This window comes from Bacillus cereus group sp. MYBK79-1, assembly GCF_051915365.1.
GTDB lineage: Bacteria > Bacillota > Bacilli > Bacillales > Bacillaceae_G > Bacillus_A.
In genome coordinates this window covers 258,955-272,728 of sequence record NZ_JBQAEO010000002.1, presented here as the reverse complement: position 1 = coordinate 272,728, position 13,774 = coordinate 258,955, and the positions used below count along the sequence as shown (strand labels likewise).

Genomic DNA, 13,774 nt, shown 5'->3' with positions numbered 1-13,774 from the left:
AGAGGTGTGTACGATGGATTTGGAGGCAGTACGATCGTTTCTTGAAGTGAAGAATACGCGAAGTTTATCAAAGGCGAGTAAGCTGTTACATATTTCTCAACCGGCGCTTAGTAAGCAAATTCAAAGGTTAGAAGCGGATTTAGAGGTTACTTTACTCAAGCGTTCCGCGCAAGGAGTGGAGTTAACAAAGGCTGGAGAGTTATTTATAACAAGGATGTTACCCATTTTGGAACACATACATGAAGTGAAAGCCGAAATGAAGAATTTCCAAGAGAAGCGGAAAATTTCTATAGGCATATTGCCAAGTTTAGCAGCGCATTACATATCAAAATGTAAAGATATATTAGGTGACGGATTCGAAGTAGAATGGAAAATTGAGCATACGAAAGTACTACTGGGACTCTTTAAAGAACGGAAGATTGAAGCGATGTTCGTCGATTCAGTAGTAGAAGGCGCTACGTGTATAAAAGAAATGCGAGAAGAAAAAATTGTTTGTGTAGTTTCAAGTAATCATCTTTATAAAGAGAAAATAGTAATCCGGATGGAAGATTTGCAAAATGAAAAGTTAATCGTATATCCAGAAATTTGTGATGTAAGGAAAATGATTACGGATATGTTTCAAGGGATAGGTGCGAAACCAATCATTGCATTTGAAACTTCTTATGCAGAACCGATGCTTGCGATGGTCGGTGCTGGACTTGGTATTACGTTACTTCCAGAAATGTCAGTAGAGCAAGCGGTAAAGCAAGGAAATGTGCATGCAATTTCTATTGAACCACCACTTGTGCGCAAAATTTATTTCGCATCTCATATGAAAGGGAACCTGCTACTACAATCATTTGAGGATAGGTAGAGGAGCAAGCAGAAGATTGAGAAAGATTACAATTGCATTGAAAGAAACATGAAATTTTAAAAAAAACTAGGTCAAAAACAAGCCATTACATGGTATGATTAGTACATTGTTAGTTGTTAAATATAGGGGAATTCCCTTTTTATACATAATGCCTTCCATTTCATAAACGGAACGGACAAAAAAAGAGATATAACTAGGAGGCTTTTTTGCATGGATTCTATCCTGACGATCGTTATCATTGTAGTAAGCTCTATTCTAGTGCTGCTCATGATAGAGCTTGTGATAAGAAATCGTTCATATAAAGATATTGAAGCACTTGAGCAGTGGAAACAAGAGATAAAAGATAAACCTGTGGCAGATGAACTAAAACGGGTGAAAGACTTAAATATGACAGGTCAAACAGAAGAACTGTTTGGTAAATGGCGTGAAGAATGGGATGAGATTGTATCAACAACCCTTCCGAAAGCAGACAAAGATTTAGCGCAAGCGCGAAAATTCGCCTCGCAATTCTCCTTCCGAAAAGCAAAGCATGCGATGAATGAATCCATAAGTGGTTTAGATGACGCTGATAATCGTATTACAGACATTTTAAATGAATTACAGCAATTGTTAGAAAGCCATGAAAAAAATAGCTCGGAAATTGAAGGGTTACGTGATACATATCGTAGTATGAAGAAGAGTGTTCTTGCCCATAGACATATGTATGGAGCAGCAGAGCAGAAAATTGAAGAGATGCTAGATGCTGAATCTAATAAGTTTAAAAGCTTTGAAGAGGCAACAGATAATGGCGACTATTTAAAAGCGAGAGAAATTGTTATTAGTTTAGAAGAAGGTTTAGCAGGTTTAGAAATCATTATTCACCAAATTCCAGATTTATTGGTAGAGTGTCAAGCGACTTTACCGGTTCAGTTGGAAGATTTATTACAGGGACATAATGACATGGTAAGACAAGGTTATGTATTAGAGTATTTGGAAGTCCCTAAAGAAGTTCGTGATATGACGACACAACTACAAACATGTTTAATGGATATACAGGAGCTTCATATAACGGAAGCGGCTGAAAAAGTAGAAAACTTAAAAACGCGTTTAGATGGCTTCTATGATCAGCTGGAACAAGAAGTACATGCGAGACATTATGTGGAGCAAAAAACACTTTCTGTTTATGAAGACTTAGAAGAAATTCGCATTGAAACGATTGAAACAAAAGCAGAAACACAACTTGTGAAACAAAGTTATCAGTTACAAGATAAGGATATTGAGTCTCAAAAAGTAATTGAAAAACAAATGCACATTTTAATGAAACGTTTTGAAATGCTGCAATTACGCGTTGCGGAACAAGATATTGCCTTCTCTATTATTCGTGAGGAACTAGAAGAGGTTTATGAGCAATGTGAAACGTTAAAAGTACTTCATGCAGAATATAAAGAAATGCTGCAAACGATGCGTAAAGAGGAATTTGAAGTGCGTGAGAAGTTACAAGAAATGCGAAATATCATTTTTGAAACGAAACGTTTTATGCAAAAGTCGAATTTGCCAGGTCTTCCAGAGAGCATTATGGAAGATTTAAAAAGAGGACAAATGGCAATGCAAGCTGTATATGATCAGTTAGAAGTGAAACCGTTAAATATGAACGCTGTAAATAGCAGTTTAGAAGAAGCGTACACAACTGTTAATGGTGTAGCTGAAATGACAGAAGAGTTAATTGGACAAGCGTATTTAGTTGAAAAATTAATTCAATACGGTAATCGTTACCGCAGTCATGATGAGAACCTTGCAGAGAGCTTAAATTATGCGGAGAAATTATTCCGTGAATATCAATACGATGCAGCTTTAGAACAAGCGGCTTCTGTACTAGAGCAACTTGAACCTGGCGTTGTTCAAAAAATAGCTGAATATGTAGACAATGAACAAACCCTTTCATAAGGGTTTGTTTTTTTGTGTAATTTTAGGGGCGATGTTGCTATAATGAATAGCGGAATACAGTAAGGTTATTCGTTTTAAAATATAACGGAACCTTTTAGTAGTCTTAGCGTAATGACACGTATTTGTGATATGATTATATGATGTGACAGCGCTGAAAGGGGAAGAACGATGATCTATTTTGATAATAGTGCGACGACGAAGCCATATCCAGAAGCCCTTCAATCGTACGTAACGGTTGCTGGAAAATATTTTGGAAACCCTTCTTCTATTCATTCGCTTGGGGGAGAGGCAGAGCGTCTATTAACACAATCAAGAACGATTGCAGCGCAGCTTCTTCATGTTAAACCTTCTGAGATTATTTTCACATCAGGTGGAACGGAAGGGAATAACCTTGCGATTAAAGGAATAGCGATGAGGAATCGTTCGCGCGGTAAACATATCATTACAACAAATATTGAACACGCGTCTGTGTTTGAAGCATATAAACAATTAGAAGATCTCGGTTTTGATGTAACATATTTACCGGTTAATGAGCATGGTATTGTATCGGTAGAGGATGTAAAACGAGCACTTCGTGAAGATACGATTCTTATGTCAATTATTCACGTGAACAACGAGACTGGAGCAATTCAGCCTGTTGCTGAAATTGGAACGTTATTATCGAACTATCCGAAAATAAGATTCCATGTGGACCATGTACAAGGGATAGGAAAAGTACCGCTTGATTTATATGCTTCTCATATTGATCTTTGCTCAATATCTGGACATAAATTCCACAGTGTAAAAGGAACAGGTCTTCTTTATGTACGTGATGGCGTAAGGTTAGATCCAATTTTATCAGGTGGTCAACAAGAGCTTAAATATCGCTCTGGTACAGAAAACTTACCTGGCATTGTAGCGATGGTGAAAGCACTTCGCATGACAATGGAACAAGTGAAAGAAAAGATAGCTCATTTGCACAATTTACAAACAGAGCTTGTCCGTTTCTTTAAAGAGATGGAAGATGTAACGATCAATACGTCGCTTGCATATGCAGCACCGCACATTTTAAATGTATCATTTGTTGGTTTAAAACCAGAAGTGGTCGTTCATGCTTTAGAAGAGCACGGTGTATATGTATCGACGAAGTCTGCTTGTTCTTCAAAAGCAAATGAAGTGAGCAGAGTGTTAGTGTCAATGGGAGTACCGCATGCCGCTGCTGCAAGTGCTATTCGCATTAGTTTGGCACCAGAAAACACGATGGAAGAAGTAAAACAATTTGAAGGTATTGTGAAAGAGACAATGCCAAAATTACATGAAGTGATGAGGTAAAGGAATATGATGACATATGAATATATTTTAGTTCGTTACGGAGAGATGACGACTAAAGGTAAGAACCGCTCTAAATTTGTAAGCACATTAAAAGATAACGTAAAGTTTAAACTGAAAAAGTTCCCAAATATTAAAATCGATGCAACGCATGACCGTATGTACATTCAATTAAATGGCGAAGACCATGAAGCAATTTCTGAAAGATTGAAAGATGTATTTGGTATTCATAAGTTTAACTTAGCGATGAAAGTACCATCAGAATTAGAAGATATTAAAAAGGGTGCATTAGCAGCCTTCTTACAAGTAAAAGGCGATGTGAAAACATTTAAAATTACAGTGCACCGTTCTGATAAGCGCTTCCCAATGAAGACGATGGAGTTACTTCCAGAAATCGGTGGGCACATTTTAGAAAATACAGAGGATATCACAGTAGATGTTCATAATCCAGATGTGAATGTACGTATAGAAATTCGCAGTGGTTACAGCTACATTATGTGTGGTGAGCATATGGGAGCTGGTGGTTTACCAGTTGGCGTTGGCGGAAAAGTAATGGTACTTCTTTCTGGTGGTATTGATAGCCCAGTAGCAACGTACTTAACGATGAAACGCGGCGTGTCTGTGGAAGCAGTTCATTTCCATAGCCCACCTTTCACAAGCGAGCGTGCGAAACAAAAAGTAATTGATTTAGCACAAGAGTTAACGAAGTACTGTAAACGTGTAACACTTCACCTTGTTCCATTTACAGAAGTGCAAAAAACGATTAATAAAGAAATTCCATCTAGCTATTCAATGACAGTTATGCGCCGTATGATGATGCGTATTACAGAGCGTATCGCAGAGGAGCGTAATGCACTTGCAATCACAACTGGTGAAAGTCTTGGACAAGTAGCAAGCCAAACGTTAGATAGTATGCATACGATTAACGAAGTAACAAACTATCCAGTTATTCGTCCACTTATTACGATGGATAAATTAGAAATTATTAAAATCGCTGAAGAAATCGGCACATATGATATTTCAATTCGTCCGTACGAAGATTGCTGTACAGTATTCACACCAGCAAGCCCAGCGACGAAGCCGAAGCGTGAAAAAGCGAATCGTTTTGAAGCGAAATACGATTTCACACCATTAATTGATGAAGCTGTAGCGAACAAAGAAACAATGGTATTACAAACGGTAGAAGTAGTGGCGGAAGAAGAAAAATTCGAAGAACTTTTCTAAAACCATAAATTACCATATCTAAAATATGTATGAAGTCATGTTGTTTATCACACTCTATACTCACAAGGAGGTGATACAACATGGCAAGCACAAATAAATTAGCAGTATCTGGTGCTCAAGCAGCATTAGATCAAATGAAATACGAAATCGCTCAAGAGTTTGGTGTTCAACTTGGAGCTGATGCAACAGCTCGCGCTAACGGTTCTGTTGGTGGCGAAATTACTAAACGTCTAGTTTCACTAGCTGAGCAACAATTAGGCGGTTTCCAAAAATAATCCCATATATGATGGCTTAGAAAGAGCGGGTTCTCCCGCTCTTTCTTTTTGTTGTTTGCACGTTATACATTTATCCCGCTTTAATGGGCAGCCCGACCCCCACCTCAAAATTCAGCGAAAGCAAAGAAGTTAGGTGGGGGTCGGGCTGCCCATTAAAGTCCGATTGGTGAGGGCTAATAATCAGTGGGGGATGAAGAAAACCCCCACTGATTAAAGTTTCACTTTATTTCGACATAGACATAAAAAATTTGTCAAAAGAAGAGGGTTCAAAATTAACTGAAAATTCTTTATTATATAAGGGAGGCATAGAAATGGAGGAGGATATTGTATGAAGAGAGAAGAATTGTTGGCGCCAGCGTCTTATAATTTAGTTTCTGAAATAGAGAAATATACAGGTGATAAAGAGAAGCTTGCTTTAATTTGGCAAGATGATAAAGGGAATAGACGAGAAGTTACATACGCTGAGTTAATGAAAGGTGCGAATAAAATTGGAAACGCTTTTATAAAGAGTGGTCTGCAAAAAGGGGACAAGCTCCTCATTATGATGCCGCGTTTAATTGAAGCATACATGACGTATATCGCTGCGATTAAAGCAGGATTTGTCGTAATTCCGAGTTCGGAAATGTTGCGCAAAAAGGATATAGAATATCGCATTGGGCACGGGGAAGTAAAAGCAATCGTAAGCTATGAGCCATACATTGGACAGTTTGACGATATAGAAGCGATGGAATCTCTTCAAAAATTCGTTCTGAGCGAGCGGTCAGTAGATGGATGGATTAATTTAAAAACAGCGTTAGAAACAGAAAGTGACCTGTTAGAAATGGCGAAGACAGATAAAGAAGATATGGTCTTTTTATCTTACACGTCAGGGACGACAGGAAATCCAAAAGGTGTTGTTCATACACATGCATGGGCATATGCTCATTTACGTACGAGCGCTCCAAACTGGCTCGGAATTGAAGAGAATGATGTTGTGTGGGCGACAGCTAGTCCAGGTTGGCAGAAGTGGATTTGGAGCCCGTTTGTAGCAACTCTCGGATCAGGCGCAACAGGATTTGTATACCACGGTAAGTTTGAACCAAAAACGTATTTAAATTTATTAGATAATAATAAGGTGAACGTGCTTTGTTGTACGCCGACTGAGTATAGATTAATGGCAAAGGTAGAAGACTTAAGTGAATACAATTTAGAGGCGTTACATAGCGCTGTATCCGCAGGTGAGCCGTTAAATAGAGAAGTCATTGAAACGTTCCAAAAGCACTTTAATATTACAGTAAGAGACGGCTATGGACAAACGGAAAATACATTGCTTGTTGGTGTAATGAAAGGGATGGATATTAGACCAGGATCAATGGGAAAACCAACACCAGGCAACCACGTTGATATTGTAGATGAGGAAGGTATTCCGGTACAGGTAGGAGAAGTTGGTGATATTGCAGTTCACATTGAAACACCAGCCCTCTTTAAACAATATTATAAAGACGATGAGCGCACAGCGATGCAATTCCGCGGTGATTATTATATTACCGGTGATAAAGCGAAGAAAGATGAAGAAGGCTATTTCTGGTTTGAAGGGCGCGGTGATGATATTATTATTAGTTCTGGTTATACAATTGGGCCGTTTGAAGTAGAAGATGCGCTCGTAAAACATCCTTATGTAAGAGAGTGTGCGGTTGTCGCAAGCCCTGATGAAATTCGCGGAAGTGTCGTGAAGGCATTTATCGTATTAAGAGAGAATATAGACAAGAATGAAGAAACATTAATTCCAGCACTCCAACAACACGTCAAAGAACTCACTGCACCATATAAATACCCTCGCAAAATTGAATTTGTAGATGAACTACCAAAAACGATTTCCGGAAAAATTCGCCGTATTGAACTTAGAAAACAAGAGATGGAGATTCCTTCAAAATAATTTCGAAAATAGTTGAATGAAATGGCAAACAATGATAAGATAAAAACGAACATTCGTTCGTTTTTATAAATTAAAAAAGAGGTGTCCGTATGATTTTAAGTATTAATCCGTACTTAGTTTTAGATGGTGGTGGACAAGAGGCTGTACAACTTTATAAAGAGGCGTTAGATGCAAAAGTAGAAGTCATGCAAACTTTTGGTGAGATGCCTGAAAATCCAGAATACCCAATTCCAGCTGAGGCAAAAGAGCGCGTTGCCCATGCTACTTTACAAGTTGGTAATACGAAACTTATGATTTCTGATACATTCCCAGGTCAAGGGCATGCAATCGGATCTCAAGTAACAATCGCAATTCAAATTAGTAATGTAGAAAAAGCGAAAGAAGTATTCGATAAGTTACAAGAAGGTGGCGAAGTTATTATGCCACTTCAAGAAACATTCTGGAGCCCAGCATACGGACAACTAAAAGATAAATTTAGCATTGAATGGCAAATTACAACGAACCCTACTGAACAAAATTAATTTTTGGAAAAGCACCATTTTTAATCGAAATGGTGCTTTTTTTATACGAACGAATTTCGTAGACTAAAGGGAAAAGGGGATGAGCATATGGGAGAAATTTGGTATGGCGGCACCATTTATACGATGCGAGAAGAGAATGAAAAAGTAGAAGCCATTTATGTTGAAAATGGCATGATTGTTGATACTGGAAGTAAGGAAGAGTTAGCAAGCAAATATTCAGACGTGAAGCTGTGTGACTTAAAAGGGAAAACTATGATCCCAGGTCTCGTTGATAGTCATATGCATCTTATTGGTCATGGGGAGAGGTTACTTCGTCTAGATTTATCAAATTGTACATCTTATAGCGAGATGCTTACTCTCGTTCAGAAACGAGTAGAAGAAGCGCCAAAAGGTTCTTGGATTATTGGAGAAGGCTGGAATGAAAATAACTTTACAGATACAAAACAAGTTCACGTACGTGATCTAGATGAAATCTCTAAAGAACATCCGATTTTATTAAAACGAGTGTGTCGTCACGTTACATGGGTGAACTCATACATATTGCAAGAGGCGAACGTAACAGAAATGACGCAAGACCCGAAAGGCGGGAAAATCGGCCGGGATTCATCAAATATGTTAACAGGGCTTTTATATGAACAAGGGCAAGAGTTAATGAAACATGTGCAGCCAGAAATTGATGAAGCTTATTTACAAAGAGCTCTGCAAACAGCGATTAAAGACTGCTGGCAATATGGACTCGTTGGCGGGCATACGGAAGATTTAAATTATTACGGTGGTTTTAGAAAAACGCATAATGCTTTTTCTCATATTATAAAGGAAATGCCATTTAAAGCACATTTACTCGTTCACCATGAAGTAGCACATGAACGAAAAGAATATGAAAATGAGCATTATATTGAATTTGGGGCGATGAAAATTTTTTCTGATGGCTCTTTTGGCGGAAGAACAGCTTTATTAAGTGAACCGTATGAAGATGCGAAGGAAACAAATGGAGTTGCAATCTTCTCACGCAAAGAGCTTACAGAGTTAGTGAAAAAAGCACGAGCTTTACATATGCCAGTAGCGATTCATACAATCGGTGACTTATCGCTAGAATATGTCATTGATGCATTTGAATTATATCCACCAGCAGAAGGATTACGTGACCGCATTATTCATTGTCAGCTTGCTCGTGAAGAGTTGATTGAGAGAATGAAAAACTTGCAAGCCATTATTGATATACAACCGGTCTTTGTTTCATCAGATTTCCCGTCAGTCATTGAAAAGCTAGGTGAGCATCGTCTTCGTTATGCGTATGCTTGGAAGACGTTACTGGAAGCAGGATTACACTGCAACGGTGGATCTGACGCACCAATTGAACAAGTGAATCCGTTTTTAGGCATATATAGTGCTGTTACACGCAGAAGTTTTATTGACGGCGTATGCTATATGCCGGAGGAAAGATTAACAGTATACGAGGCTATCTCGCTGTTTACAACAGGAAGTGCCTATGCAATTGGAAAAGAAGCGAAGCGAGGACAAATCGCGAAAGGATATGAAGCGGACTTTACGATATTAGATCGCAATGTTTTTGAAATAGAGGCAGAAGAAATAAAAGAAATGCAAGCAGAAATGACCGTAATTGATGGGAAGATTGTGTATAGGAAAGACGAGTTAAAATATATTGACTTACCGACAACAGCTAACAAGAATAGTGGCCGGTAGCGAGAGAAATAAATAACCGCCGAATTATGGAATCCCATAATTCGGCGGTTATTTTCATACTATAAAAACGTTCTCTGTACTTTTTCCCAGAAGGAATTGTTTTTTAATTTAACTGTTTTAATTTGTTTATCGCTTAAGCGTACAACAACTTTTTCCACTTGTTTAATGCTAAGCGCTTCATTATCCATACCGATAACAGGATAATCGTTACCGTTTGGTTTTAGTTTTAAAGTTAGTGTACGCTTGTGATTTAAAATGAACGGTGAACCAAGCGTACGGTATGTGTTGTTATTTAATGATGCTAGTTCGCTTACTTGGAAGCATGGGATAAGCGGATCAACAACCGCACCATGTAACGATTTATTGTAAGCGGTACTTCCTGTTGGGGTAGAAACGACTAAACCGTCCCCTCTAAATGTTTCGAAATATAGATCATCAACGTGAACATCTACAACGAATGTTTTAATAATGCTAGAACGTAATGAGAACTCATTTAAACAATGGAAAGATGTACCGTGATCTACATCTACCTGAATTGTTGGGTATTTTCGCACTTCAATTTCATTTTTTGTAATTTCTTGAAGGGCTGTATCAACGTGATCAATATGGAAATCGCAGTAGAACGAAATTTCATCTTTCGTAGAAATCCCTGCGTATAAGCAATCTTCTCTAAAACCAGTTTTACGAACGGCTTGTAAGAAAGTTGCATCATCTCCAACACTGACGATAGCGTTTGCATTTTTTGGATGATCTAATATGGTGAATCCATTCTCTTCTAAAATACGATAGATTGGTTTCATTTTTTCAACTAGCGTTGCTTTATCATCACCATAAAAGAAAAATAAATTGCGACGATCTGCCATTATGTATCCCTCCACTGCAGTTAAATTTTCTGTTCTTCGTGCTACATATCATCAGAATACGTTCCCCGACGATATGTTCAAATAATATATTTCGATATAAAATGTCAAAATCCTTTTTTATTTTTAGAAAAATTTTTATATTCAATCTTATGGAATTCTGTTTAATGATGAATAAACTTGTCGATAATGGGTACGGAGTGAAAGGATGATACGTATGAAGTGGCTCGTAATTGGAATAATAATTCTTCTCCTTTTTATTTTGCTTATACTATTGTCGAAAATAAAGCTTAAAGTGACATTTTTATATTCAGAAATGGAAAAGCAATGTTTGTTTCAAGTGAAAATATGGATGATTCGATATACATTCGATGTGTTGGAAAGAATTGAAAAGCAACAGAAGAAGACGGGACAAAAAATCAAGAAGGCTGAAGAAGATGGGGGATTAGATAATAAAATTATGGCGCAACTTGATAGTATGGGAGAGCTGATAAAAAAGCTGCAAGAAGTTCATACTATTGTTAAAGATTTTCTCAAACGAGTGAAAATCAATGGTTGGAGATGGCATACGCAAATTGGTGCAGGTGATGCAGCTAGTACTGGAATTCTCACTGGATATGCATGGGGGACAAAAGGAATGGCTGCTGGAGTTGTAGGACAATATATGCATATTGTCGATGTACCAGAATTTGAAATTACCCCTGTTTTTCAAGGGAAAGGATTTGCGTCACGATGTGAATTAACAGCATCATTTCGTATATTCCGTACTGTAAAAACAGCGGTAAAATTACTCATTTTTATGAGGAAGCAAAGATCAGGTATGACAGAAAAATCTGTTCAAGCATAGGGGGGATATAGAATGGACCATCCAATTCAAGGTTTAATGACAACCGCAATGCAGCATTTAAAACAAATGACTGATGTAAATACAATTGTTGGTGATCCGATTAAAGCGGCAGATGGAAGTGTAATTCTTACCGTTTCGAAAGTTAGTTTCGGATTTGCCGCTGGTGGAAGTGAATTTGGTAAAGAACAGGCAGGCCGTCATCCATTTGGCGGGGGAAGTGGTGGAGGAGTTTCTATTAATCCTGTTGCTTTTCTTGTTATAAATGGAGACGGTGTAAAAGTATTGCATTTAGATAAGCAAACACACGTCATCGATAAAATAATTGAATTAGCGCCACAAGCTGTTGATAAAGTGAAGGAAATGATGGATAAACGAAAAGAAGACGATCCTGAATTTCAAATTTAACAAATAAAGAAGCTGATCAATGGATTAGCTTCTTTATTTTTTTTATAAATAAAGCGATTTTATTTGCATTATCAATAGGGACAAACTATCATTTACATTGTACATATTTTGTTTAAATAAGGGAGGATTTTCAAGTGGCAAACGTAACTTTTAAAGGTAATCCAATGACTTTAGTTGGAACAGAAGTTAAAGTTGGCGATCAAGCGCCAAAATTCCAAGTATTAGCAAATGACTTATCTCCAGTAAGTTTAGAAACATACAAAGGCGAAGTAAAATTAATTAGTGTTGTACCTTCAATCGACACAGGTGTGTGTGATGCACAAACACGTCGTTTTAACCAAGATGCAGCAGGTATTGAAAACGCGAAAGTATTAACAATTAGTGCTGACTTACCATTCGCTCAAAAACGCTGGTGTGCAGCAAACGGTTTAGAAAATGTTGTAACACTTTCTGACCACCGTGACCTTTCATTCGGTGAAGCTTACGGCTTAGTAATGAAAGAGCTTCGTTTACTTGCTCGTGCAGTATTCGTAGTAGATAGCAACGACAAAGTAGTTTACGCAGAGTACGTAAGCGAAGGTACAAGCCATCCAAACTATGAAGCAGCATTAGAAGCAGCTAAATCGGCAAAATAATGTGAAGGAAATGACCTCTTATAAAGAGGTCGTTTTTTCTCATATATAACTTAAAGGGGAGCTCTTTGCAGGAGGTCGCTTTTTCTTTTTGGAAAAAAACACTTTGTGGTATGATATAAGTTATGTGTAAAAGAGAGAAGGAGGAATGTACGTGAGTCAGACAGTAGAAACATTATTTTCTATTTTTGATTCTTCTGCGGTAGTTTTACGTAAAGAATTAGATGTAACATATTTAGAGGCGCTTGTAGAAACAGGTGATAACTTGTTTGAAGGAGCAATTTTACAAGAGGAATTATCCGAATCAGCAATTGAAAGGCTGAATCGTGAATATAGTACGTTTAATGAAGAAACATATAAAGGTGAAGAAATTCGTAAAGCATTTCAGTTAGCCATTTTAAAAGGAATGAAAGAAGGCGTACAAGCGAATCACGAAATGACGCCTGATGCAGTTGGCATGTTCATGAGCTACTTATTCCATAAATTTATGCAAGGTCAAAACGAAATTACTGTGTTAGACCCTGCAATTGGAACAGGTAACTTAATGACTACAGTGTTTAATAGCGCCAAAGAAGGACTAGCAATGAGTGGATTTGGTGTAGAAGTGGATGAAGTGCTAATTAAACTTGCTTTAGTAAATGCGAATTTACAAAAGCATGCAATCGAATTCTTCCATCAAGATGGACTAGCGCCACTTTATATCGATCCGGTTGATGCAGTCATTTCAGACTTACCGATTGGTTACTATCCAAATGAAATCGGTGCAAGTGAATATAAGTTAAAAGCAGATGAAGGAATGTCGTATGCCCACCACCTATTTATTGAACAAAGTGTGAAACATACGAAAGAAGGCGGATACTTATTCTTCCTAGTACCAAACTTCATTTTTGAAAGTGATCAAGCGCCAAAATTACATGCATTTATTAAAGAAACATGTTTTATTCAAGGGCTATTACAGCTACCTGTTTCCATGTTTAAAAACGAGAAAAATGCAAAAAGTATATTTGTTCTCCAAAAGAAAGGTCCTAGTGTAACAATGCCAAAACAGGCGTTATTAGTGGAGTTACCTAAATTCTCCAACATGAAGGCGATGGAGAACATTATGGATCAATTAAATACTTGGTTTGCAACCCACAAATAAGGCAAGGTATATGTAACAGGGTTAGTAATTCATGTAGTACAGTTTTATATGATATGTCATATTTTTAAATATATACTAGATTAAACTGAATTTTTTTGAAATCTGTAATATATATTTTTTCTTGGTGTTACAATTTTTTCACTTGAAATATATGTCGGACGATGTT

At 37.5% G+C, this 13,774-nt stretch carries 13 protein-coding genes; 12 read left to right on the top strand and 1 reads right to left on the bottom strand.

Annotated features, from left to right (window positions below; all coding sequences use genetic code 11):
- Nucleotides 1-13 precede the first annotated feature (13 nt).
- The 8 genes from ACTFOB_RS06105 to ACTFOB_RS06070 all read left to right on the top strand — a co-directional run bounded on the left by ACTFOB_RS06105 (nt 14) and on the right by ACTFOB_RS06070 (nt 9,723).
- Nucleotides 14-853, top strand: coding sequence for a LysR family transcriptional regulator (locus ACTFOB_RS06105; protein ID WP_440025023.1), 840 nt, complete (start codon nt 14-16; stop codon nt 851-853).
- A gap of 210 nt (nt 854-1,063) precedes the next feature.
- Entirely contained in the window at nt 1,064-2,776 is a 1,713-nt protein-coding gene (gene ezrA, locus ACTFOB_RS06100) for a septation ring formation regulator EzrA (protein WP_440025022.1), read from the top strand.
- A 168-nt stretch (nt 2,777-2,944) separates the two neighbouring features.
- On the top strand, nt 2,945-4,087 hold the full coding sequence (locus ACTFOB_RS06095; RefSeq protein ID WP_151633237.1) for a cysteine desulfurase family protein: 1,143 nt from the start codon (nt 2,945-2,947) through the stop codon (nt 4,085-4,087).
- 6 nt (nt 4,088-4,093) lie between these two features.
- On the top strand, nt 4,094-5,308 hold the full coding sequence (gene thiI, locus ACTFOB_RS06090; protein ID WP_000989277.1) for a tRNA uracil 4-sulfurtransferase ThiI: 1,215 nt from the start codon (nt 4,094-4,096) through the stop codon (nt 5,306-5,308).
- Between the two features lie 80 nt (nt 5,309-5,388).
- Nucleotides 5,389-5,583 (top strand): alpha/beta-type small acid-soluble spore protein, encoded by a 195-nt coding sequence (locus ACTFOB_RS06085; RefSeq protein ID WP_151633239.1) that lies wholly within the window; start codon nt 5,389-5,391, stop codon nt 5,581-5,583.
- A 328-nt stretch (nt 5,584-5,911) separates the two neighbouring features.
- Nucleotides 5,912-7,498, top strand: a complete 1,587-nt coding sequence (mbcS, locus tag ACTFOB_RS06080; protein WP_440025021.1) for an acyl-CoA synthetase MbcS — start codon at nt 5,912-5,914, stop codon at nt 7,496-7,498.
- Between the two features lie 89 nt (nt 7,499-7,587).
- Nucleotides 7,588-8,019 (top strand): VOC family protein, encoded by a 432-nt coding sequence (locus tag ACTFOB_RS06075; protein ID WP_440025020.1) that lies wholly within the window; start codon nt 7,588-7,590, stop codon nt 8,017-8,019.
- 87 nt (nt 8,020-8,106) lie between these two features.
- A complete protein-coding gene (locus ACTFOB_RS06070) occupies nt 8,107-9,723 on the top strand; it encodes an amidohydrolase (RefSeq protein ID WP_440025019.1) in 1,617 nt (538 codons plus the stop codon).
- 59 nt (nt 9,724-9,782) lie between these two features.
- Here the strand turns inward: ACTFOB_RS06070 and ACTFOB_RS06065 are convergent, their stop codons facing one another.
- Nucleotides 9,783-10,586 (bottom strand): NAD kinase, encoded by an 804-nt coding sequence (locus ACTFOB_RS06065; protein WP_440025017.1) that lies wholly within the window; start codon nt 10,584-10,586, stop codon nt 9,783-9,785.
- 205 nt (nt 10,587-10,791) lie between these two features.
- On the opposite strand from ACTFOB_RS06065, the gene ACTFOB_RS06060 reads away from it, so the two are divergent.
- From ACTFOB_RS06060 to ACTFOB_RS06045, 4 genes are all read left to right on the top strand, one after another.
- Entirely contained in the window at nt 10,792-11,430 is a 639-nt protein-coding gene (locus ACTFOB_RS06060; RefSeq protein WP_151633249.1) for a DUF2953 domain-containing protein, read from the top strand.
- A 12-nt stretch (nt 11,431-11,442) separates the two neighbouring features.
- Nucleotides 11,443-11,835, top strand: coding sequence for a GerW family sporulation protein (gene ytfJ / locus ACTFOB_RS06055; RefSeq protein WP_063260710.1), 393 nt, complete (start codon nt 11,443-11,445; stop codon nt 11,833-11,835).
- A gap of 134 nt (nt 11,836-11,969) precedes the next feature.
- Nucleotides 11,970-12,470, top strand: coding sequence for a thiol peroxidase (tpx, locus tag ACTFOB_RS06050; RefSeq protein WP_098275937.1), 501 nt, complete (start codon nt 11,970-11,972; stop codon nt 12,468-12,470).
- 151 nt (nt 12,471-12,621) lie between these two features.
- Nucleotides 12,622-13,608: a class I SAM-dependent methyltransferase gene (locus ACTFOB_RS06045; RefSeq protein ID WP_000084361.1), complete on the top strand. Its 987-nt coding sequence runs from the start codon at nt 12,622-12,624 to the stop codon at nt 13,606-13,608.
- The last annotated feature ends 166 nt before the right edge of the window (nt 13,609-13,774 follow it).

Bases quoted from the DNA above. Each gene is read 5' to 3' on its own strand.
- ACTFOB_RS06070 (WP_440025019.1), top strand. From the start codon at position 8,107: ATGGGAGAAATTTGGTATGGCGGCACCATTTATACGATGCGAGAAGAG.
- ACTFOB_RS06065 (WP_440025017.1), bottom strand. From the start codon at position 10,586: ATGGCAGATCGTCGCAATTTATTTTTCTTTTATGGTGATGATAAAGCA.
- ACTFOB_RS06085 (WP_151633239.1), top strand. From the start codon at position 5,389: ATGGCAAGCACAAATAAATTAGCAGTATCTGGTGCTCAAGCAGCATTA.
- ACTFOB_RS06095 (WP_151633237.1), top strand. From the start codon at position 2,945: ATGATCTATTTTGATAATAGTGCGACGACGAAGCCATATCCAGAAGCC.
- ytfJ (WP_063260710.1), top strand. From the start codon at position 11,443: ATGGACCATCCAATTCAAGGTTTAATGACAACCGCAATGCAGCATTTA.
- ACTFOB_RS06060 (WP_151633249.1), top strand. From the start codon at position 10,792: ATGATACGTATGAAGTGGCTCGTAATTGGAATAATAATTCTTCTCCTT.
- ACTFOB_RS06075 (WP_440025020.1), top strand. From the start codon at position 7,588: ATGATTTTAAGTATTAATCCGTACTTAGTTTTAGATGGTGGTGGACAA.
- mbcS (WP_440025021.1), top strand. From the start codon at position 5,912: ATGAAGAGAGAAGAATTGTTGGCGCCAGCGTCTTATAATTTAGTTTCT.
- ezrA (WP_440025022.1), top strand. From the start codon at position 1,064: ATGGATTCTATCCTGACGATCGTTATCATTGTAGTAAGCTCTATTCTA.
- thiI (WP_000989277.1), top strand. From the start codon at position 4,094: ATGATGACATATGAATATATTTTAGTTCGTTACGGAGAGATGACGACT.
- ACTFOB_RS06105 (WP_440025023.1), top strand. From the start codon at position 14: ATGGATTTGGAGGCAGTACGATCGTTTCTTGAAGTGAAGAATACGCGA.